19 protein-coding genes are annotated in these 22,034 nt (G+C 60.8%); 9 read left to right on the top strand and 10 right to left on the bottom strand.

The annotated features are described in order from the left end of the window. Positions 1 to 361 precede the first annotated feature (361 nt). On the top strand, positions 362 to 2,188 hold the full coding sequence (locus HGP14_RS16715) for a toll/interleukin-1 receptor domain-containing protein (protein ID WP_168830988.1): 1,827 nt from the start codon (positions 362 to 364) through the stop codon (positions 2,186 to 2,188). On the opposite strand, the gene HGP14_RS16710 is transcribed toward HGP14_RS16715, so the two are convergent. Together HGP14_RS16710 and HGP14_RS16705 are read right to left on the bottom strand one after the other, a co-directional pair. After that, complete coding sequence (locus HGP14_RS16710) at positions 2,177 to 2,314, bottom strand: hypothetical protein (protein ID WP_168830987.1); 138 nt, start codon at positions 2,312 to 2,314, stop codon at positions 2,177 to 2,179. The two genes, HGP14_RS16715 and HGP14_RS16710, sit on opposite strands and share 12 nt — an antisense overlap. Positions 2,315 to 2,594: 280 nt before the next feature. Next, positions 2,595 to 3,173: a J domain-containing protein gene (locus HGP14_RS16705; protein WP_246704499.1), complete on the bottom strand. Its 579-nt coding sequence runs from the start codon at positions 3,171 to 3,173 to the stop codon at positions 2,595 to 2,597. Between the two features lie 926 nt (positions 3,174 to 4,099). On the opposite strand from HGP14_RS16705, the gene HGP14_RS16700 reads away from it, so the two are divergent. Beyond that, entirely contained in the window at positions 4,100 to 4,630 is a 531-nt protein-coding gene (locus HGP14_RS16700; protein ID WP_168830986.1) for a hypothetical protein, read from the top strand. A 305-nt stretch (positions 4,631 to 4,935) separates the two neighbouring features. Next, the gene (locus tag HGP14_RS16695; RefSeq protein ID WP_168830985.1) at positions 4,936 to 5,148 is read left to right on the top strand and encodes a cold-shock protein; all 213 of its coding nucleotides are present in this window, start codon (positions 4,936 to 4,938) and stop codon (positions 5,146 to 5,148) included. Positions 5,149 to 5,227: 79 nt separating this feature from the next. Here HGP14_RS16695 and dusA read toward each other — a convergent pair whose 3' ends face one another. From dusA to HGP14_RS16680, 3 genes are all read right to left on the bottom strand, one after another. Further along, positions 5,228 to 6,232, bottom strand: a complete 1,005-nt coding sequence (gene dusA / locus HGP14_RS16690) for a tRNA dihydrouridine(20/20a) synthase DusA (protein ID WP_168830984.1) — start codon at positions 6,230 to 6,232, stop codon at positions 5,228 to 5,230. A gap of 150 nt (positions 6,233 to 6,382) precedes the next feature. Continuing rightward, positions 6,383 to 7,414 carry an L-idonate 5-dehydrogenase gene (locus HGP14_RS16685; protein ID WP_168830983.1) on the bottom strand — a complete coding sequence of 344 codons (1,032 nt, stop codon included), beginning with the start codon at positions 7,412 to 7,414 and terminating at the stop codon, positions 6,383 to 6,385. A gap of 45 nt (positions 7,415 to 7,459) precedes the next feature. Beyond that, a complete protein-coding gene (locus HGP14_RS16680) occupies positions 7,460 to 7,999 on the bottom strand; it encodes a Pycsar system effector family protein (RefSeq protein ID WP_168830982.1) in 540 nt (179 codons plus the stop codon). Positions 8,000 to 8,109: 110 nt separating this feature from the next. Between HGP14_RS16680 and HGP14_RS16675 the strand changes: the two genes are divergently transcribed. The 4 genes from HGP14_RS16675 to HGP14_RS16660 all read left to right on the top strand — a co-directional run bounded on the left by HGP14_RS16675 (position 8,110) and on the right by HGP14_RS16660 (position 15,075). Continuing rightward, positions 8,110 to 11,778, top strand: coding sequence for a FecR domain-containing protein (locus HGP14_RS16675; protein ID WP_168830981.1), 3,669 nt, complete (start codon positions 8,110 to 8,112; stop codon positions 11,776 to 11,778). Beyond that, entirely contained in the window at positions 11,778 to 13,760 is a 1,983-nt protein-coding gene (locus HGP14_RS16670; protein ID WP_168830980.1) for a CHASE2 domain-containing protein, read from the top strand. Before HGP14_RS16675 ends, HGP14_RS16670 begins: the two co-directional genes overlap by 1 nt. A gap of 75 nt (positions 13,761 to 13,835) precedes the next feature. Beyond that, positions 13,836 to 14,534 carry a fumarylacetoacetate hydrolase family protein gene (locus HGP14_RS16665; RefSeq protein ID WP_168830979.1) on the top strand — a complete coding sequence of 233 codons (699 nt, stop codon included), beginning with the start codon at positions 13,836 to 13,838 and terminating at the stop codon, positions 14,532 to 14,534. Positions 14,535 to 14,544: 10 nt separating this feature from the next. Then, a complete protein-coding gene (locus HGP14_RS16660) occupies positions 14,545 to 15,075 on the top strand; it encodes a gamma carbonic anhydrase family protein (protein ID WP_168830978.1) in 531 nt (176 codons plus the stop codon). Between the two features lie 41 nt (positions 15,076 to 15,116). On the opposite strand, the gene HGP14_RS16655 is transcribed toward HGP14_RS16660, so the two are convergent. From HGP14_RS16655 to znuC, 3 genes are read right to left on the bottom strand one after another with little or no spacing between them, the layout of a single operon-like run. Beyond that, complete coding sequence (locus HGP14_RS16655) at positions 15,117 to 15,515, bottom strand: Fur family transcriptional regulator (protein ID WP_168830977.1); 399 nt, start codon at positions 15,513 to 15,515, stop codon at positions 15,117 to 15,119. Continuing rightward, positions 15,512 to 16,324, bottom strand: coding sequence for a zinc ABC transporter permease subunit ZnuB (znuB, locus tag HGP14_RS16650; protein WP_168830976.1), 813 nt, complete (start codon positions 16,322 to 16,324; stop codon positions 15,512 to 15,514). The genes HGP14_RS16655 and znuB overlap by 4 nt, the downstream gene beginning before the upstream one ends. Next, the gene (gene znuC, locus HGP14_RS16645; RefSeq protein ID WP_168830975.1) at positions 16,317 to 17,189 is read right to left on the bottom strand and encodes a zinc ABC transporter ATP-binding protein ZnuC; all 873 of its coding nucleotides are present in this window, start codon (positions 17,187 to 17,189) and stop codon (positions 16,317 to 16,319) included. Before znuC ends, znuB begins: the two co-directional genes overlap by 8 nt. A 102-nt stretch (positions 17,190 to 17,291) precedes the next feature. On the opposite strand from znuC, the gene HGP14_RS16640 reads away from it, so the two are divergent. Further along, complete coding sequence (locus HGP14_RS16640) at positions 17,292 to 18,263, top strand: zinc ABC transporter substrate-binding protein (RefSeq protein WP_168830974.1); 972 nt, start codon at positions 17,292 to 17,294, stop codon at positions 18,261 to 18,263. 193 nt (positions 18,264 to 18,456) lie between these two features. Next, positions 18,457 to 19,332 (top strand): helix-turn-helix domain-containing GNAT family N-acetyltransferase, encoded by an 876-nt coding sequence (locus HGP14_RS16635; protein WP_168830973.1) that lies wholly within the window; start codon positions 18,457 to 18,459, stop codon positions 19,330 to 19,332. A gap of 176 nt (positions 19,333 to 19,508) precedes the next feature. Here HGP14_RS16635 and HGP14_RS16630 read toward each other — a convergent pair whose 3' ends face one another. Both HGP14_RS16630 and HGP14_RS16625 read right to left on the bottom strand, forming a co-directional pair. Further along, positions 19,509 to 19,844 (bottom strand): RcnB family protein, encoded by a 336-nt coding sequence (locus HGP14_RS16630; protein ID WP_168830972.1) that lies wholly within the window; start codon positions 19,842 to 19,844, stop codon positions 19,509 to 19,511. Between the two features lie 404 nt (positions 19,845 to 20,248). Beyond that, positions 20,249 to 21,862, bottom strand: coding sequence for a glycoside hydrolase family 43 protein (locus HGP14_RS16625; RefSeq protein ID WP_168830971.1), 1,614 nt, complete (start codon positions 21,860 to 21,862; stop codon positions 20,249 to 20,251). Between the last annotated feature and the right edge of the window lie 172 nt (positions 21,863 to 22,034).

Here is a 22,034-nt window from a genome sequence, read left to right as displayed (position 1 = left end):
CCAACGAGTGCACTATGAGTTAAGCGTTGCTCAATCATCTCTTGAAGCAGCGTCAAGAATAGTAGCGTGCACATCTGGTGCGGCGGTGTTCGCCCGAACAGAACCACATTGGCAAAGAGACGGGCAGAGATTGTGTCGGGAAGTCCGCCCGAAACAAGTTCCGCTCGGCTATGCCCGACAGCGGATGGGAAGAAACCGCCCGCGAAGCATCACGGGCGGCCGAGGACATGTACGAGAAGATAAGAAGGCCCACGGGCGTTAGTTGCAAGCGCTAGACAATAAACACGTTGTGGTGCAGAAATCCAAGGCGCCGTAAGCGATCGAGTCTCTTGTGTTGCGCGCTAATGTGCACGGGGGATTGATGGCAAACGCGTCGCATTTCAAATGGTTGAGAGAGGGCGCCGAAAGCTGGAATGCGCGGAGGGAGAAACGCCATTTCACACCAAGCTTGAAATACGCAGACCTCAACGGCTTCGACCTCACGAGGTATAATCTACGCGGCGCCCAACTCGGGAGCGCATCGCTGAGGGGCGCTAACCTCTACGCGACAAACTTGACGGGCGCCGATCTGACGCTAGCCGACCTGACAGGGGCGCATCTCAATTACGTTCAAGCAAACTCGGCAACCTTCCGAAGGTCGAACCTGAACACCGCGATCATGGTCGACGGAGACTTCACTAACGTGATCTTTGACGGCGCAAACCTCACAGATGCCGACCTGAAACATTCCTTTCTTTGGTCGACAACTTGGAAGAACGCTCGGCTGCGTGGCACAATTCTAAGCTCCTCGCTCAACGGAAAGCCTATCGCGCTTAGCTTGGAGATTTCTACGGGCCTGACGCAACGGCAAATATCGGAAGCTGTCGGCGACACCGCGGTGAAGTTGCCAACGGGGCTATTTCATCCAGTTGAATGGCCGGAATTCATAAATCCGGAGGAAGAGGTCGAAAAGGACAAGTTCAAGGAAGTCGCTGCACTGAGCAGCGATAAGTTCGTATTTTTATCTTACTCGAACCTCGATCGCGATGTTGCAAAAAAACTAGGCGAGACATTGCGGTCAGCTGGTATCTCGGTCTGGTGGGATCAAGACATTCAACCTGGGGAAGAATGGCGAGATGCGATAGCTGAAAAGCTCGGAACTGCTGATGCTGTCCTGGCAGTGTGGACGGAGAAGAGCGTGGCATCGAGAGCCGTGCGCGAAGAAGCGGCCCAAGCACAGCAGAGTCGTAAGCTGCTTCAGGTTAGGATGGACAGAACTGTAATTCCCTACGGTTTCTCTGAGACGCAATATGTCGATCTCGCCGGTTGGGGAGGGGATTCGAGCGACCATCGGATACAGCGACTTATTCAGGCGATCCTAGATAAGTTTCATCCTCCTAGCCGCGATCAAATAGCGAAACGTCTGGAGGCTTCGGCTCCAGTTGCCGCAACCTTGGTGGATGGTGTTGTCACGGCGAGAGACACACCGCTTTCAGCCAGGCCACCGGTTAATGATCCTCAAGACTTAAAAGACCGAATTCAGGCGCAGGCGGTACTCGCGAACAAAGTTCTTGCGGCCCTTGAATCGCTCGACAACAACATCGGGGAATCTATCAGGTTCGACTTGCAGCACTACGTATCACAGCTGCAATCGGATTCGCGAACTTGGTACACCCTTTCGGACAGCATTTCCGACATAGCGGTTCATCTTTCGAACGCGGACATTCCTTGGCCAGGGACGACGAAGAACAGTATCTCTCGTCTGTGCCGAGGCCACGAAGGCTTGAGGCCGCTTATGCAACCTGTTCAACCGCTGCCCATGTCCCCTGATGCGCCGAAGCCTCCTCCAGAGGTCGTTTCGGAAAATCTTGGCGACATGGCTCTCAAACAGGTTGTCGCTTTGGCAAACGAAACATTCGCAAGCGAGGAAGCCAAATCGGTTCTTGCGACGCCGACTATACACACGGGAGAATATCTAGCTGTAGAGATTGATCAGGCTCGCACCTTAGATTCGCCCGATGAAATGGCCGCGCATAGACGCTTGAGCAAGCTTCAAAAGGCCCTTGTTGGTTTGGCGGGACTAGTGGGCACGGCTGTATCGACAATTACCTACGGCATCAGCGTGAATTTACTTACAGCGCCTGATGCGGCAAAGGTACTTCTTGCGACTATGCGCCGCCTGTTCGAACTGGTTGTCTCATTCTTCTAAAGAGCGGCGGAAGCCGCCTGACTGAATATTGTGAATTGCAGCGCCATAAGCCAGGATATTGAGCCCGCGCACGGTCTCATTATCCACGAAGTTGACGCCACCGGCCGCCGACGACCGGCCGGTCATTGTAGATCCTGGTTCCGGCCGGAACGGCGAACAATGGTTGATTGTTGTGCAGTATCCGCTAGTCGGCGCCGTCCAGCACCTAAACGCTTTGATCGACAAATTCTTCATAATTTGGTTTTTTTGGAGCCATACCACCCTCACGCGGCGACATAATCAGTCAAAAGATCGCGCTTAAGTTGCGCAAAAACACCTTTGACCAAATTTTTCTAACGTCGTGGCTTTTAATGTCTAACTATGGCACAGAGATACTAAGGCGAAGGCGCCCCCTACTCCGCAGCCCCTACTCCGCAGCCTCGCCCCGCTGCTCCACCATCACCAACGCCTCCAGCTCGTAGCTGTACCCCTCCAGCATCGTATACGCATGCTCGATCGCCTCGATCTGGCCTTCCGCCTTGCGGATCGCATCCGTGATCGACTGGCTCCGCGCCCGCAGCATGGAGCCGAGCACGTCGGTTTCCGGGCGGCGGCCGAGGCGGTCGATGTGCTGGCGCACGCGATTGCGGTGACGCTCCAGTTCGAGGATGTGGAAGCGGTTCTTGACGATATCGTCGGAGAGTTTGCGGCGCATGGCGGCGACCGGATCGAAGCTGCCCGGCTCGCGCTCGTCGAGGATGACGTCGTTGACGAGCCTTTCCAGCATCAGCACGCCTTCGAGGTCCTTCGGGTCGGCGAGCTCGGGGTCGTAGCCGGTGTCGTCGTAGACGCGGCGGCGCACCGGGTCCTTCAAGAGTTCGTAGGCGGTCTGCAGCTTGCCGAAATGCTCCACGTCGCCGCCGGAATCCGGATGCGCTCCCTTGGCGGCCTTGCGATAGGCGCTCTTGATCGCCTGCTCGCCTGCGTCGCGGTCAATTCCGAGCATCACATAGGGATCGATCAACCCGCTCACCTGTCCTTCTGCCTTCACCTGCCCGCCCTCGCGTGACCTACCGCCTCGCGCCGGGCGCATCAAGCCCGAAGCACCCGGCCGCGCCATATTCGGCTCCGGTCGGGACAAAATTGTGGAAGGCCTGTGGATTGGCGGGGCGGCCCGCCCCAACCACCGTCACCTACTCCCTCGTCACCCGCCATCGACTCTCCCGTCACCCCGGACTTGATCCGGGGTCCAATGCGCCCAAGTCCTTGGGCGCGGAAGAACCTCTTCATAAGAGACAAATGCGCCATTCACGGCGCCGACGCCCATGGCTGGATCCCTGTGACAAGCACAGGAATGAGGCGGAGAAGGCGCCTAGCCGCCCCTCCTCTCCCCTCGGGGAGAGGATACAAAATCTTGCCCTTGGCCATCGGCCAAGGCTTAGATTTTGTTGGTGAGGGGGAGCGATCCCGCGCATAACAAACGCCGAAAACCAAACAAAATCAATCGCCGCACCGCCATTTCATCGGCGCCCACCGAACCCGTGCCATCATCGCCCCGTTCCGTCACGGATACACCGCGAGGCGTCGCGGCGAGACGGGACCGGCGCCGGTTGCGGGAGAACGACGTAAGCTCCCGCCTCCGGGGTCCGCAGAAAATGGTCTCCCTCCGGGACGGCGGTTCGGCGAAAATGCCGGTCGGGTGATTTCGGGCGTGCCTGTGGGGCACACAGACGGACCGGCGGTGTCGGGATCCGAGCAGAGAGACCGGAGTTGCGGATAAAAACCGCCGAACGGGGCGCTCGATGGTGCCACGAACAACATACACAGATGAGGCTCTTTCGAGCGCCCCGTCCGATGCCTCATGGCCCGCGCGCCATGAGGGAAACTCCAGGTCACACCACGGGCGAGAACGCGCCGCGTGAAGGAGATGCCATGCCCAAGTCCCGGCTAAGGACAAGCCGCCTGCCCCTGCCAGAGATCACCGCCGACATGCGGCTGGCGCTGACGCTGTTTGCCGCGCAGGCGATGCGGCACCCCGACACCGTCTGCCGGGTGAGCGCCTGCCGCCGCTACCGCTGCTGCACCATCGACGATCCCCGCACCGAAGAATTCCTCTGCATCCTGCTGCTCGACGAGGACGAGCGCCGCGCCTTCGATGCCGCGCTGGCGCTTGCCGAGCATCTCTGCCTGCGCGTCGTTCCCGGCGGTCTCGGCGATTGGTTCGAGCGGCGGCGGGCGGCGGGCGCGGACCCGCAGAACGTCCGGGCGGCGGTGGCGATCGTCGCGCGGATGCTGCCGAAAAGCGATGCGGCCGTGCCGGAATTCCGCGCCTTCCTCCGGGACCAGGCGGTTCGAGAGCAGGCCGGCGCGCGGGCGGCGCAGGCCGCGCAGTGCCATTCCGGCACGGAATCCGGAAATGGGGCAGCCTCGGCCGGCCACTGTAACCACTCGTCAAGTGACTGAATCTTTGGCGTTTCCTGGCTCGAATGCGGGCGTGCCACAATATTGCCGCTTGCTTTTTGACCGAAATGCTGTCACCAACTACGGCACTCGGGCATTAGCATGCCGGTGACTGGACAGATGTGGTAAAGCCTTCCATGACGGGAGGCGGCGCGGGATCAACCCCGCCTGCGTAGACGTTCTTTCCCCGTACGTGACTTCTCCGACTGACCCTTCGTTCCGGTCTGACGGGACGAAAGCGAAAGCCGTCCGCTTCCTCTCGGGGGGGTGGATAATAAAGACAGACTAAGGGAAAAGGACTATCCCACATGGCCACCAAAGGCGTCGTAAAATTCTTCAACCAGGACAAGGGTTTTGGTTTCATCACTCCGGACGGCGGCGCCAAGGACGTATTCGTCCACATCTCCGCTCTCCAGGCTTCCGGCATCCAGTCGCTGCGCGAAGGCCAGCAGGTCACGTTCGACACCGAGCCGGACCGCATGGGCAAGGGCCCGAAGGCCGTGAACATCCAGGCCAACTAATCGGCTTGACGAACGGCGCCTCTCGGGGCGCCGTTTTTGCTTGGGGGCTGCTCGCAAAGCCGCAACCCGAGACGAAATGCTAGGCGCTCAGGGCTTCCGCTTGCCTTGCGCCGGCAAGATCCACCGCTGCGAAGGCCGCGGCAATCACCTCCGGCCCAGCGCCTGCCTTGGCCGCATCGGTCGACAGAATCTGCCGGTAGCGCCGCGAGCCCGGCAATCCGGTAAATAACCCCACCATATGCCGCGCCACGTGCTGCAGCCGTCCGCCGCTTTCGATATGCCGCGCGGCATAGGCCATCATGCGCTCGCGCAGCCCCTCCCAGTCCGGCTCCGCCGCCCGCGCGCCGAAGAAGCGGTGATCGGCATCCGCAAGGATACCGGCATTCTGGTAGGCCGCCCGCCCGAGCATCACCCCGTCGACATGCTCCAGATGCGCCGCAGCCTCGTCCAGCGACTGGATGCCGCCGTTGATGCCGATGAAGACCTCAGGCCAGCGCTCCTTCATGCGGTAGACGATACCGTAGTCGAGCGGCGGGATCTCGCGGTTCTCCTTCGGGCTCAGGCCCTTCAGCCAGGCCTTGCGGGCATGGATCCAGATCGCATCGGCCCCGGCGTCGAGCACCCGTGTCAAGAGTTCGGGCAGCGCCTCCTCCGGCTCCTGCTCGTCCACCCCGATCCGGCACTTCACCGTCACCGGCACGGTGGCGACGGCCTTCATCGCCGCGACGCATTCCGCCACCACTTCCGGCGTCAGCATCAGGCAGGCGCCGAAGGTCCCGGACTGCACCCGGTCGGAAGGGCAACCGACGTTGAGATTGATTTCGTCGTAGCCGTAGGGCGCGGCGATCCGCACCGCTTCGGCAAGCTTGGCCGGATCCGATCCGCCAAGCTGCAAGGCCACCGGGTGCTCCTCGGCATCGAACGACAGCAGCCTCTCCCGTGGCCCGTGAATGATCGCATCCGCCACCACCATTTCGGTATAGAGCAGCGCGCTCCGGCTGATCTGTCGATGGAAATACCGGCAGTGGCGGTCGGTCCAATCGATCATCGGTGCCACGGCAAAAACAGGGCGCTTGTACATCATCGATTCTTTTCTTCCCTGCTTCCAAAGCCTTCGCCACTTGGCGTGGGCACCAATAGCTCATCCGCCTATATGGCGAAGATCTTCTGGATCACAAGCCGTAAAATGCCGGACCCGAAGCGCTTGGACGATCCCAAGTGAACTGCCCATTCCCTAGAAAGCGAGCTGGACCTTCATGTTGCGGCTTCGATCGCCAGCCGCTTCGAAAGCCGCGACCGCGTCGTCAAGGGGAAACACACCTGTCAACAGAGGCTTCAGATCAACCCGCCGCGCATTGATGAGATCGACAGACAAGCCGAACTCCTCATGGAAGCGGAAGGTGCCTTTCATTTCGATCTCCTTCGCCACCAATATATTCTGCGGTATGGCGATATCGCCGCCAAGGCCGAGCTGGACGAGGGTCGAACGCGGCTTCAGGACTCCCAGTCCCGACCGGACGGCGCTTTCGTTGCCTGATGCCTCGAACTGCACGTCGAAATAGCCCTTGTTTGTCGAATAGGCGTCGAGCGCCTGCGGATCATCGGCGACATTGATCGCGCGGTCGGCGCCGATCGACAATGCCTTCTTGAGCACGGCGTCCATCACGTCGCTGGCAATGATTTCGCGGGCACCATGCGCCCTCGCGGCTATGATCGCAAGCGCGCCGATCGGTCCGCAGCCGCTGACCAGAACACGCTTGCCAAGAAGCGACCCGGCACGGGCGACGGCGTGGAGCGTCACGGCGAAGGGTTCGGCCAGAGCGGCCTCGTTGATCGATATGCCCTCGGCAACCTTATGGCATTGCCATTCCTCGGCAACCAGGCGCTGACGGAATGCCCCCTGAATGTGCGGCATCGGCATGGCACTGCCGTAGAAACGCATGTTCAGGCAGTGATTCTGTTGCCCCTTGAGGCAGTATTCGCAGCTGCCGCACGGCCTGCTCGGCGAGATGGCGACCCGGTCACCGGCTGCGAGGCGGGATACACCTTCGCCGACCGCTTTGATCGTACCGGCGACCTCATGGCCGAGGATCATCGGTTCGCGGATACGGATAGCGCCAAACCCGCCATGATTATAGTAGTGCAGGTCGGAACCGCAGATCCCGCCGGCTTCGATGGCGATCGCAACCTGGCCCGGCTCAAGCGCTTCTTCTTGTCGCTCTTCGACCCGGAGATCCTTGGCTGCGTGAATGACAACGGCTTTCATAACTTCACCTCGGCAACCTGAAGAAGCGGCTGGCAGCTACCGTCCTTAGATTGCCAGAAGCAGCAGCACGTAGGCAATGACCGTCACCATCAAACCGCGGAAGGCGAGTGTCACGCAACGGTATTTACTGCGCGCAATCGCTGAGAGGATGTCCGCGTTGTTCAGATATTCGTCGAAGAGATAAAGCTCGTCCCGGCGCAAAGCCGCGTCCCACAACCGGGGCCGATGCTTGCTCCACGCGCCCCAAAAAAGCGAGGTCGACGTGTTCACGTGGCGCGGCAACACCACCAGGATGGCAGATATGATCGAAAACACCGAGGCACCGGCAAGCAATCCGGAGAAAAGCATGCTTTGCGGTGTGCCATGCATATACCTGTCCCATGCAAAAACGCCCCGCACCTCGCTGGAGCTCACGAGAAAGGCGAGCATGAATGTAAAGATATAGGCCGCTTTCTGGTCGGATATCTTCACTTGGTCGTAAAAGATATCGTTGATCTTCTTGATGTGATCGAAATACTCGGCGCTGATGTCATCCGTCGAGGCATGACTCTTCATCAGCTCGCTCGCACTTTCAAAATCCGTCACGTTCTTTCCCCCGCAAAGTGTTTCCCTGATATTACACTTCACAGGCAAAGCAATAGCACGCGTGCAACGCTCCTTGACTTTTCAACTTCAGAGAGACAAACGCTTTATACATGAGGGGAAAATCTATCAATTCTGCGGTCGCCGCTACGGCGTTGTGTCTGGCGGCATTTTTCGTTGCGTCTCCGGCGGTGCCGGAGCCCGTGCGGCGTCCGACGCCTGCAGCTGGCTCTGTCATCGACCGCAAGATCGGCGAGGAAGTTCGATTCGTCGACCTGTCGAACTGGCAAAACGTCGACCTGCACCAGGATCTTCTGGGCGGCGACGTGCTGCGCACCAATGCCACCGGCCAGCTTGCAATCCTTTTCGCCGATCGCACGCAAGTCCGCCTCGGCCGGAACTCGTCGCTGCAGGTCAAGAGGATGGCGCCGACTGGCGAAACGATCCTCAATCTCCAATCCGGCACCATGTGGGCTCGCGCCCAGCGCGGCGGCCAGGGCCTCACGGTCGAGACTCCCGCAGCAGCCGCCGCTATCCGCGGCACCGACTGGACCTTGACGGTGAAGGGCGACCAGACGTCGTTGATCGTGCTCGAAGGCCGGGTCGAGCTGAGAAACGAGCACGGCAGCGTCGAAGTAGCCCAAGGCGAAGGAGCTGTCGCCACCATCGGCCAGGCGCCGCGCAAGCTCGTCATCGTCACCCCGGACGATCGCGAGCAAATGCTGTTCTACCTGACGCTACGCAGCGGCTTCACGTTCATGCCGGCCTCGCCCCTCTCCGTGCAGAAGATGCGCAGTGAGCGCAGCCGCATTGAGGCGAAGGTACCCGCGGCAAGAAGCGCCGAGGAATGGCTGACGCTTGCCGAAGTGCAGCTTTCGCTCGATGGCCGGCAGAAGGCGCTCGAATCGCTGGCGAAAGCCCGCGCCAAGAAGCTTTCGGCCGCCCAGCGAGCCCGCGCCGACCTGATCGAAGCGCTGATCGCCGGCGCCGAAAAACGTTACGACGAGGCCGCCAAACTGTTCTCGCGAGCCCAGCCGGCACTCGACCCGGAACGCCGCAGCATCGCCGCCTATGGCGCTTACTATTCGCGTTCGCTACGCAATCCGAATCATGCCGAAAAGCCGCCGGCGAACGTCACCGGCCCCTACGCCGCGGTGATGAAGGCCTACACCGCCGGTTTCCTGGAGGACATCCCTGCCGCGATCGAGACGATGAAGCAGGCTGAGGCGCGGTATCCGAACGATTCGACCCTGCCTGCCTTGCGGGCGCAGCTGGCGATGCTGATCAACGATCGCCTTCAAATGAAGGAGGCGATCGATCGTTCGCTGTCGATCGATCCCACCGATCCCACTGCGCTACAGGCCCGCGCCCGCATGCGCGCGGATTTCGAAGGCAATCTCGACGACGCGCTCGAGGACCTGAACGCTGCGATCAAGGTGGCGCCAGGCTCATCCATGGCCTGGAACGACCTCGGCTTGCTGCAGGATGCGCGTGGCGCCCCGCGCGAATCCGAAGCCGCGCTCAAGAAGTCCATCGAACTCGATCCCGACGACCCGATCGGCCACGCAAACCTCGCCATCCTCTATCTCGACCAGTCGCGCATGAAGGAGGCAAAGCGCGAAATCGACCTTGCCCTTGCCGCCGACCCGGCCTTCGATATCGCGCTTCTGGCGCGCGGACGCTACTACCTACAGACGGGCGAGATGGATAAGGCGATCGACGATCTGCTGGCCGCCTCGACCGCCAATCCCGCCTATTCGCAAGCCCAGCTGATGCTCGCTGCCGGTCATTACGAAAATGGCGATCGCGACCCGTCGAACCAGGCGCTCGACAACGCCGATCGGCTCGACAAGAACGACCCAGTGATTTCCAACTTTCGCACCGCCGTCGCCATCGACGACTACGACGCGGACGGCGCGATCCGATATGCTCAGGAGTTCCTGCGTCGGTCCAAGGCTCGCGGAGGCCATTACGGCTCGCTGGGCGCCAACCAGGACGCCGGATCGACGCTGAACAACGCCTTCCGTCTGCAGGGGCTGAACGCCTGGGGCCGCTACTATGGCGATGCGGTGTTCGATCCCTTCGCCGGCAGCGGCTATGTCGACCAATCGATCCGCGGCAATATCAGACCGTTCGCCAATACCGAGATTTTCGACGACGAGATTGATCTCTACAAGCTCACGTCGAACAGCTTCTCCTCGCTGCTGCAAGGGCTGCTGCTGGATCCCCATATGCTATCCGGACGATCCCGTTCGGCCAATCTTCTGAGACGGCCTTTCCTGGAAGGCTCGCTTGGCGGAGGATTCATCAATTCCGCTGGGGAAACCAAGCCGATCGGCGAGGCTGAAATTCAAGGCTTCGCCAACGAGCCTTTCCCCATCAGCGGCTTTGCGAATGTCACATGGGATCAGATTCCAACGGAAGGCCAAGACCGGTCATTTGCCGGAGGCTTCTTCGGGCCTGTCAACTTCAGTGGCGACATTCGCACGCTGTCGGGCAACGCCTATCTGACCGCCACGCCGAATCCCGATGATCGTTTTGTGCTCTATGCCAACCACGCGGATGCCAAAATCGATCAAGACCTCGCGATCCCATTGGCGCCCTTTGAGCAAGACGGCGATAGCGATACCAAGGCGACGGCGGCTGGCCTTGGCTGGAGCCATACCTTTGGCTACCGCAATGTCTTGAACGCTGCCGCCTTTTATACGGATGCGGACCAAGATCTTACGCAGGTGGTTACTTTTCCACCGGGAGCAGAGAGAATTGCCAGTGCTTCGCAAAAAAGCTACATCGCCGCCATCAATCACCTGTACGGCGATGACGAACTGACCTGGCGATATGGCGTTGAAGGCGGTTTTGTCGATGTGAAGGCAACAGACGAGTTCGCTGGCATTCCGCTCACAAACGCAGTCGATGAAGAAATCGGCATCGGAAGGGCTTACGTCGACCTACTTCACGAAATAAGACCTGATCTCAAGGCGGAATATGCCCTTTTTGGCACTCTCATGGATGGAGAGACGGTTGACTCTAGCTGGCTGGAGCCGCGCATCGGCGTGGCCTGGGCGCCGGCCGATGGCCAATGGTTGCGCGCCGCATTCCTGCGCCAGAGCTTCGACTTCGGCTCGCCCACGCTTTCGCCTATCGGAATCCTCGGCCTGCAATCCAACGTGCCGTTTATCGGTATCGACGGCTACACGGACACGATCGCCCTGCAATGGGATGCACAATGGACAGACTATCTGTTTACGACTGTCGACTACCAGCATCAGGAAATTCGCGATCTCAACCTGGCCTATCCGACAGGTGCGCCTTTCATATTCCCCTTCGCCTTCAGTACCGGCACCAATATTGACGACGGCCGCATCGATCGCGTGAGCGCGACCACCAACATTGCCTTGGGCCACGGGTTCGGGGTGTCGGCAACAGTCGCCTATGCCGATTCGAAGGACAACGATCCCACCAGCCCGACATTCGGAGGATCACTCCCCTACGTGCCGGAGAAATCGGGACAGTTGGCGGTCACCTGGGTGAACGAAGCCAATGTCAAGGCTACCTTGGCGGCAAACTATATCGGTGAGCGCGACGGCATCGACCCATTATTGGATAGTGTCCGCCTCGACGACTACTGGACGCTCGACGCCAATCTCATCTGGGAGCCGCTCGACAAGCGTTTCGCCCTCGAGGCCGCCGCCTTCAACCTTCTCGACGACGATTTCGAGGTGGCACCGGGTGTCCCGGGCTGGGGGCGCGCGGTCAAGGCCAGCCTCAAAGTCCGCTTCTGATGATCGCGCCGGCGGAATCCGGGCATCGGTTACGCCAACCCGGCTGGCCGTTCAGCAGCCGGCCGGTGCGACTGGCGGTGCTGGTGCTTGTGACGCTCATCACCATCTCGCTGCTTTCGCGACTGCCCGCCTGGACACTGCTGGAACTGCGGAGCTTCGACTATCTTTCGACGGCAGATGATCCGCTGCCGCCTGCGGATGCGCCGGTGATCGTAGCGATTGACGAGCCGTCGCTTGCGGAGATCAATGCGCAGTGGCCCTGGCCGCGCAGCCTGCATGCGCGGTTGGTCAAGCAGTTGCGCGCCGCCGGCGCCAAGGCGATCGGGCTCGACATCATCATGGCCGAGCCGTCCTCGCCGGAAAACGATGCGGCAATTACGGCGGCCGTCGGGCCGGATGTCGTGCTTGCCGGCGACGAGACGTTGATCCAGACACCGCAGGCCGACCAGCTGGTTCGCGCCACGCCATTGCCGCAGCTGACCAAAGCGGGTGCGAGAACCGGCATCGCCTCGATCACCCTCGGCGGCGATGGCGTCTTCCGCAATATCCCGCCTTATCCCGATGGCTTTGCCATTACCCTGGCGCAGGCAGCCGGCAAAGCCACCGGCAACCTCCCTGCCGACGCTCTCATACAGTCCTTCGGACCGGCGCGGAGCTACCCGACGGTATCCTATTATCAGGCGCTCGATCCCGAGAATTTCCTGCCGGAGAATTACTTCAGGGACCGTATCGTGCTGGTGGGACTAAGCCTTCAGAACGCGCCGGAAATCGACAAGGGCGGCGCGGATGCCTTTGCGACGCCCTATACGGTACATACCGGCAAGCTGGTCGCCGGCGTCGAGATCCAGGCGACGATCTACGACAACATCGTACATGGCCTTTCAATCGACGAGGCCGGGCTGCCTCTTGTCGCATCCGCCATCCTTGTTGCCGCCGTACTTGCGGCATTGACGGTCTGGCGCTCGACAGGATGGCGGACGCTGGCCGCCGCAGCGGTCGCCATCGGCGTCTTCGCGGCGCTGAGCTATGTCGGCATCCGCTTCGGTCACATCTTCGTATCGCCGCTCGGACCGAGCGTTGCCTATCTCTCTGTAGCGTTCGGTCAAGCCGCTTTCGACTTTGCCGAAGAGCGTCGCACCAAAAGGCAGATCACCCGCGCCTTCTCGCAGTATATCTCCCCTGATCTCGTCAAACGGCTTTCCGAGGATCCGTCACAACTGAAGCTCGGCGGCGAGCGGCGCACGCTTTCGGTCCTGTTTTCCGACGTGCGCGGCTTCACGACCATCGCCGAAACGCTGAAGGACGATCCGGAGCAATTGACCGGCCTGATCAACCGCCTGCTGACGCCGCTCTCCGACGTCGTGATGGACCACGGCGGGACGATCGACAAATATATGGGCGACTGCATCATGGCCTTCTGGAACGCACCGCTCGACGACCCGGACCATGCACTGCATGCCGTGGCGGCCGCGCTTGCGATGCAGGAGGCGATCGTGGCTCTCAACAAGCAGCTCGAGGCGGAGGCGGCGGCAAGCGGCGGGTCGCCGCATACGCTGAAGATGGGCGTCGGCATCAACACCGGCGAATGCGTCGTCGGCAACATGGGCTCGAACAGGCGGTTCGACTATTCCTGCCTCGGGGATTCGGTCAATCTGGCCTCGCGGCTGGAAGGCGCCTCGAAGAACTACGGGGTTGCCTTGCTTCTCGGCGAGCAGACCGCAAAAGACGTGGCCGGCAAATACATGATCGCCGAGCTGGACCGTGTGGTCGTCAAGGGCAAGACCGTGCCCGCGCCAATCTTCACGGTCTTGCACCATGCCGATGCTGCCGCCCTTTCCGCGCATCAGGCTTTCGTCGAGGCGAAATATGCCGGGAAACTTGCTCCGGACGATCCCGCCTTCGAAGCATTGCCGAAGATGATCTCCGAACTTGCTGCCTATTACATGATCGTTCAGGCCGAGATTTCGGGTTATGAGGGATAATCGCCGGGAGCGCTTCCCCCGCTTGCGATTTTCCGTTTAAGATCGCGGGACTCAAATAACAGCAAGAGCCGTCCGATGTCTGCAAGCCCCGCCACCGTCATCCCTCTTCCTCAGCCTGTTCTGCTTCCGATCGAAGGCAGCAGCGACCTCTTCCCGGTGCGCAGGGTCTATTGCGTCGGACGCAACTATGCTGATCACGCCATCGAGATGGGCCACGATCCGAGCCGCGAGCCGCCTTTTTTCTTCCAGAAAAACGCCGATAACCTGCTGCCACCCGGCAAGCCCTTTCCCTATCCGCCGCTTTCGAACGACGTGCATTACGAGGCCGAATGCGTGCTGGCACTGAAGTCCGGCGGCCAGGATATTCCTGTCGATAGGGCGCTCGACTGCATCTACGGCTATGCCGTCGGCATCGATTTTACCCGCCGCGACCTGCAAGCCGAGGCAAAAAAACTCGGCCGCCCGTGGGAGGTCGCTAAGGCCTTCGAATATTCGGCGCCGGTTTCGGCCATCGTGCCCACAAGCCGCCTTGGCCATCCGGATGCAGGCCGCATCTGGCTCGACCACAACGGCAAGCGCGTCCAGGACGGCAATCTCAATCAGATGATCTGGAAGGTGCCGGAAATCATCGCCGAGCTTTCCAAGCTCTTCATCCTGGCGCCGGGCGATGTCATCATGACCGGCACGCCGGCAGGTGTCGGCGCCGTCAAGAAAGGCGATCGCGTCGAATGCGGCATCGACGGAATCGCGACGCTGTCCGTAGCGGTCGCCTGAGGAGGTTGCCATGCCTATCTACGCGCTTGGAGGATTGTCGCCAAAACTGCCGGCGCGCGGGCTCTACTGGATCGCGCCGGATGCGCATGTGATAGGCAAAACGGAGCTTGGCGAGGCCGTCGGCATCTGGTTCGGTGCCGTGCTTCGCGGCGATAATGAACCGGTGAGCGTCGGCAGGAATACGAACATCCAAGAAGGCGCCATGCTGCACACCGATCCGGGTTTTCCGGTGACGATCGGCGAAGGCTGCACCATCGGCCATCACGCGATCATCCACGGCTGCACGATCGGCGACAACTCGCTGATCGGCATGGGGGCGACGATTTTGAACGGTGCCAAGATCGGCAATAATTGCCTTGTGGGTGCCAATGCCCTGGTGACGGAAGGCAAGGAGTTCCCCGACGGATCGCTGATCGTCGGCTCGCCCGCCCGCGTGCTGCGGACGCTCGACGAAAAAGCAATCGAGGGGTTGCGGCGCTCGGCGGAGAAATATGTCGCTAACTGGCAACGCTTCGCCCGCGACCTCAAGCGGATCGACTAGCCTGTTGTTGCGGACAGAAAACCGCTTTCTCAAGAATGACACTAAGCAGCGCAGGTCTCGCAGAGGCCGCGGATCTCGATCGTGGTCTTCTCAGCCTTGAATTTCTTGCCGCGCGTCCAGTTCGCCAAGCGGTGATCGACTTCGTGGTCGTGGAACTCAATGACATGACCGCAGCTTTCGCAGATGGCGAAGGCAACGGTGCCGTGGCTGTGGCAGTTCTCGTTGGGATGGGCGCAGGCGACGAAGGAGTTGATGCTCTCCAGCCGATGCACCACGCCGTATTCGAGTAGCTTGTCGAGCGCGCGATAGACCTGCAGCGGCGCGCGAAAGCCGTAGTCGCGCAATTTGTCGAGGATCGTATAGGCGCTGAGTGGGCCGTCGGCCTTTGCAAGCACGTCGAAGACCAGCGCCTGGTTCTTGGTCAGTTGCGGTGCGTTCATGATCCGTGTCCTTGCGCTTCCTTGCGCCTCAGCCGCGGCAGCAGGCTGAGGATGAACAATATGAGTGCTGCGACCACGATCGACGGGCCGGACGGCGTGTCGTAGGTGAGTGAGCCGAACAGGCCGCCGACGACCGCGACCGCGCCGATCAGCGACGCGAGAACCGCCATGACCTCGGGCGTCGGAGAGAACCGGCGGGCCGCAGCAGCCGGAATGATCAACAGCGAGGTGATCAGCATGATGCCGACGATCTTCATGGCGATGGCGATGACAACGGCCATCAGCAGCATGAAGAAGAGCCGCGCCCGCTCCGGCTGCAGCCCTTCGGCCTCCGCGAGTTCCGGATTGACGGTCGAGGCAAGCAACGGCCGCCACAGCCATGCGACGGCGGCGACAATGATGAGCCCGCCGCCCCAGATCAGCGCGATATCGGTCTTCGAGACGGCAAGAATGTCGCCGAAGAGGAAGGCGATGAGGTCGATACGCACCCAGCTCATGAAGGCGACCATGACGAGGCCGATGGCGAGCGTCGCGTGAGACAGGATGCCGAGCAGCGCGTCTGCCGACAGTGCCTGACGTTTCTGCAGGAAGAGCAGCAGGATCGAGACCGTCGCCGCGACACCGAAGACTGCAAGCGTCAGATTGAACTGGAACAGTAGCGACAGCGCGACGCCGAGTAGCGCCGAATGGGCGATCGTATCGCCGAAATAGGCCATGCGCCGCCAGATGATGAAGCAGCCCAGCGGCCCGGTGGTGAGCGCCAGCCCGACACCGGCGAGGATGGCGCGGACGAAGAAATCGTCAAGCATGGCGCTCTCCCGCATGATGGCCGTGGTGATCGTGATCATGGTCCGAATGGTCGTGATCGTGATGGTGACCGTCGCCGGGATGGCAGTGTTCGGTCACCGAACCGTCCGAATGCAAGACGCGGCCGCCCGGCAGGTGGGTGTGGTCGTGATGGTGACTGTAGACGGCGAGCGTTTTTGCCGCGCGGCTGCCAAAGAGCCGCACATATTCCGGGCTCTGGCTCACCGTCTCGGGCGTACCGCGGCAGCAGACATGGCCGTTGAGGCAGATGACAGTGTCGGTCTCGGCCATGACGACGTGGAGGTCATGGGAGATCAACAGGATGCCGCAGCCGGAGGAGTTGCGGATCTGCTTGATGAGGTCGTAGAGAGCAATCTCGCCGGAGAAATCGACGCCCTGAACAGGCTCATCGAGCACAAGCAGATCGGGCTTGCGGGCAATGGCGCGGGCCATCAGCGCCCGCTGGAACTCACCGCCGGAAAGGTGCTGCACCTCGGCATTCAGCATATGGGCGATGCCAGCCGCTTCGAGCGCGGCAATCATATCACCCTCCGGCAGCGGGCCGGTGAGCGTCATGAGACGGCGAACGGTGAGCGGCATCGTCCAGTCGATGACAAGCTTCTGCGGCACGTAGCCGACCCTGAGGCCGCTTACCCGTTCCACCGTGCCCTCATCGGGCTTCAAGACGCCGATTGCGGCCTTGGCGCTGGTCGACTTTCCGGATCCGTTCGGACCGATCAGGGTGACGATCTCTCCGCGCGCGACGGAGAAATCCACGCCGCGAACAAGCCAGCGACCGCCGCGCCGGACGCCGACATTGCTGAGGGAAACCAGCGGCTTCGAGGCAGAGGTTGCGCGAAATAACATCATATTTTCCGAGACTGCGGTTGCTTCCTGCTATCGCACACGTTATAGCATTACGCAATTGATGTAATAACATTACAGCCGTAATTCAACCGGAGCATGAACATGAAACTGGCCAGGAGCCTTTTCCTCGCGATCCCCGCGCTGCTGATGGCCGGGGCATCCCGGGCAGCCGATGCGCCGGTGGTCGTGACGTCGGTCAAACCGATCCATTCGCTGGTTTCAGCGATCATGGAGGGCGTCGGCACGCCGGAGCTGATCGTCGATGGCGCGGCCTCCCCGCATACCTACAATCTAAAGCCCTCGAATGCCCGGATCCTGCAGGATGCCAAGGTGATCTTCTGGGTGGGGCCTGGCCTCGAGGCATTTCTCGAAAAACCACTGGAATCGCTCGGCGCCAACGCAAGCATTGCCGAACTGGAGAATGCGCCGGGCCTCGTGAAGCTGAAGTTCAGGGAAGGAGGCGCCTTCGAGCCGCACGATGATGGCGACGAGGCGGAGGCTGGGCACGATCATGACAAGCATGTGGGAGGCGATCACGATCACGATCATGGCGAATTCGACACGCATCTGTGGCTCGACCCGATGAATGCCAAGGCGATGGCTGAAGAGATCACCACCACACTGGTTGCCGCCGATCCCGCCAACGCCCTGACCTACCAGGCCAATGCCAAGGCACTCGACGACAAGCTCGACGCTCTGAACGCGGAAATCAGCGGCATCGTCGCGCCGGTGAAGGACAAGCCTTTCATCGTCTTCCATGACGCCTACCAATATTTCGAGCACCGCTATGCGGTCCGCGTTGCCGGCTCCATCACGGTAAGCCCGGAGACCATCCCCGGCGCCGAGCGCGTGTCGGAGATTCACAAGAAGGTCGCCGACCTCGGCGCCACCTGCGTCTTCGCCGAACCGCAATTCGAGCCGCGTCTCGTCGATGTCGTCATTGAAGGCACGAAAGCGAAGGCCGGCGTTCTCGATCCGGAAGCCGCAACACTAAAGGCCGGTCCCGATCTTTACTTCACGCTGATGCGCGGCATTGCCAACAGCATGAAGGATTGCCTCTCGCGCGAGAGCTGAGCGGCGTTACATCGCGGGCGAACGGAACTGCGAAAGCGAGCCTGAGCAGAGAGAAGCGTCATAAGGTGGCAATGTCACCTCGGGCAGCTTGCGGCCCGAAGGAGCCGTGGCAAAAGCCTCTAACCGGTCAGGAACGCGTGCTCTTCGAGCGCTTTGATTGACAGGATCAAATATCTGACCTAAGTCAGATAATATGATTTATGATCCTGTCTCTCGTGTTCGTCGCTTCAACCGTGCCGTCACCTCCGAAGTCGGCGCTCTCGATACTTCCTTCCTCGGACGCGGCCGTCCGCTGGGCGCAGCTCGCGTCCTCAATTCGATCGGCCAGGGGCAATCGGATGTTGCGGTGATCCGCGATTATCTCGGTCTTGACTCGGGCTTGATGAGTCGTCTGCTGCGCAGTCTGGAAGAAGAGGGCCTCATCGAGACGGTGCCGAATCCTCAGGATGCCCGCCGCCGCGTTGCCAGATTGACCGAAGCCGGCCGTTCCGAGTTTCAGGCTTATGAAGCGCTTTCCAACGCGCAGGCGAAAGCATTTCTGGCGCGTCATTGCCGCCCTGAAGAGCTGCTGCGCGCCATGGATATTGTCGCTTCCTCGCTTAGACGTGACCAAATCGCGCTTGAGGAGAAGGACCCTCGGCACGAGGACGCCGGGTATTGCCTGAACGAATACTATGCAGAACTTGCACGCCGCTTCGAGAAGGGGTTCGATGTATCGCTTTCTCGCGATCCCGACGCCGAGGATATGATCCGTCCGCGCGGTGCGTTCCTGGTGGCCATATCAGATGGCCTGCCGATCGGCTGTGTCGGGTTGAAGGGCAGTGATGGCGAGGTCGCGGAGATCAAAAGACTCTGGGTCGCTCCATCTGCGCGTGGGCTTGGGCTCGCAAAACGCCTTATGACCGCCGCCGAGAACATCGCCCGTGAACTATCCATTGAGGTCCTCCGTCTGGATACGAATAGTGCGCTGCCCGAGGCAACGCAGCTTTATCGAGGAACCGGCTGGAATGAGATCGACCGCTTCAATGATGACCCATACCCGGACACGTTCTTCGAAAAGCGCCTTTAACGAGAGCGGCGCTAGCGAAGCGTTGTCGGTGCCACCCCACCCGCGACAGAGGCGTGAGGCCGGCTTCTGGCGCAATCCTGACCTCTGTCGGTAGGTGGCACTCACGACTTTAGTTCGGAAATAAAAAGGGGCGGCAATCATGCCGCCCCTTATCTGATCAGCCGGTATCGGCACCCTTACTGGGCGGCGATGATGCTCGTGATGATGCCGGTGGCGACGCCGACGAGCAGGAAGTCGTTGTCGGCCTTTACCCAGTGATAACCGCGCGGCGGAGCGGACAGGCGATAGCGGCGATAATCGCGGACCTCCGCCATATGACGGCGTTCAGCGGCAGTCGTGCGGTGCCCTTTCGCCCAACGGTACTTCTTGACCACGACCGTCTTGTGGACGTCCTTATGAACGTCCTTATGGACGATCACAGGGCGGCGATTGTCGTTGGCGCTGGCTTCCGAAGCAACGATCGGCGACAGCAAGAAGGAGGCGGAGAGAAGAGCGGCGAAGAACTTTTTCATTGGGGTTTCCTCGTGTTGAACACGCCCCGAAATTACGTCCGGAAAGATGAACCGAATCTGAAATTTAAATTAAACTTTTGTAATCCAAATAAAGACTTATCATGACTTACTAATGTTAAATATAGGAACTACCTAACGGAAGAGCAGCGCCATGTTGACGAGGTCAGGATGGCGCCGGCCGGCGCAGGCGACGTCCCGGCGCCCGCCCCGCCCTCAGGAAGCCTACCCGTCATAGAGCGGGATTGAACGCTCGTCGTCCGCGCGAACGCTGAGATCGACGCGGACCAAATTCTTGGCCCACGCATCGGCGATCGTCCTGATGATCGAGTTATGGCCCAGACACTTTTATCGCGAGAGACAGGCAGAATGCCCATCCCGAGCGAGCCGCCAGAAATCCTCCCGCCTCAAAGCTCGTCGTAATTGAACCAGTCGAAATCGGCGGTCTTTGCCCTGCCGGACGTATCGAAGGCGAAGACGCCGGCAAAGGCACCGGTGAAGGAGCCGTGTTCGCCGCGCCCGCCTTCATCGGAAACCACACCGGCATCGAGCACAGGGCCGATCGGTTGCCAGGCCCCCTTGCCTTCCGTCTGCCAGAAGAACTGCAGATCATTATCGCGGATTTCCATGGAAAGCTGGACGCGACCTTCGGCCGGAAGGGCAACGCCGCTTTCGGCCGGGAAGGTCAGGCGGCCATTCGGATAATCTCCATTGCAGGATAGGATCGTGACGCAGCGGCCCAGCTTTTCGTGAAGCGTAACGGCAATGGCGTGGAACTTGTGCCTGTTATAGTAATGCGTCAGGCCGGCGACCTGCTGATAGGTATCCGGATCGAATTCCACGACGGTCTCCGCCCTGAAGCTGTGGTGTTCCTGGCGACGGGCGACGAGAGATTGTTCGAACCACGAGCCGATGCTTTCGCGGGCGATCAGGCGCAGATGGCCCGGCCGGTCGGTCAGGTTGAAGATGCGCTCCGGCTGCGGCGTGCGCAGCCACTGGAAATCGAGCGGCAGTTGAGCGCTGTCGAAATTGTATTCGCGCCGCCGCGGCTTGTCGATCGGCTCGGCGCCGCCCGGTCCCGGGACGGTGACATCAGGAACCGTCGTGCCGTTTTCGAGGTAGAGCCAGCCATCCTCCTTCCAGACGCATTTCTGCAGGCTCGTCTCGCGACCAAGCGTGCAGCGGCGCTTCGGCGGCAGCGGGCGGCCGCAGAGATGTGTGTGATAGACTTGGCCACCGGGCGTCTCGACATATTGCCCGTGCCCTGCCCTTTGCAGCACGGCCTGCGGATTATCCTTGGATGTGATGAGATACATGTTCGGATGCATCTCGTAGGGACCGTCGATGTTGCGCGAACGCGCCATCGTCACCGCATGGTCATAGCCGGTGCCGCCTTCGGCGGTCGTCAGATAGTAATAGCCGCCGCGCTTGAAGAGATGCGGCCCTTCGACAAGGCCAAGCGGGCTGCCGGCGAAGATGTTCTTGATCGGGCCCTTCAGCGCCCGCATCTCGGAATTCCATTCCTGCAGCAGGATGCCGTCGAAGGCAGGGTGCTTCGGCGCGCCGCCATAGCTTTCGGTGCGATGGTTCCACTGCATGTTGACGAACCACTTGCGGCCGTCGTCATCATGGAAGAGCGACGGGTCGAAGCCCGAGGAATTGACGTAGACCGGTTCGGACCACTCGCCCTCGATCGTCGGCGACGTCACGATGTAATTATGCGCGTCCTTGAAGTTGCCGTCGAAGCGCTTGACGTCGGTATAGACCAGCCAGAACAACCCATCGGCATAAGACAGGCATGGCGCCCAGACGCCGCAGCTGTCCGGGTTGCCGCGCATGTCGAGCTGCGACTTGCGCTCCAGCGGCCGGCGCACCAGCGTCCAGTTCACCAGGTCGCGCGAGTGATGGATCTGCACACCGGGGTACCATTCGAAGGTCGAGGTGGCGATGTAGTAGTCCTCGCCGACGCGGCAGATGGATGGATCGGGATTGAAACCCGGCAGAATAGGGTTGCGGATCATTGACGGCTCCTCCTCCGAATGGCGATATGGAACGCGCCGCCCGAAGGCGACGCGGAAGCGCGCTGAAAACGCCGCCCCAACAGTTGTTCGTCATCCTCGGGCTTGTCCCGAGGATCTGCAACCGATTGATTTGGTTGCGTGTTCAGATCCTCGGCACAAGGCCGAGGATGAC

It is taken from the genome of Rhizobium sp. P32RR-XVIII, from assembly GCF_012641395.1.
Lineage (GTDB): Bacteria > Pseudomonadota > Alphaproteobacteria > Rhizobiales > Rhizobiaceae > Rhizobium.
This window is presented reverse-complemented; position numbering and strand designations above follow the sequence as displayed.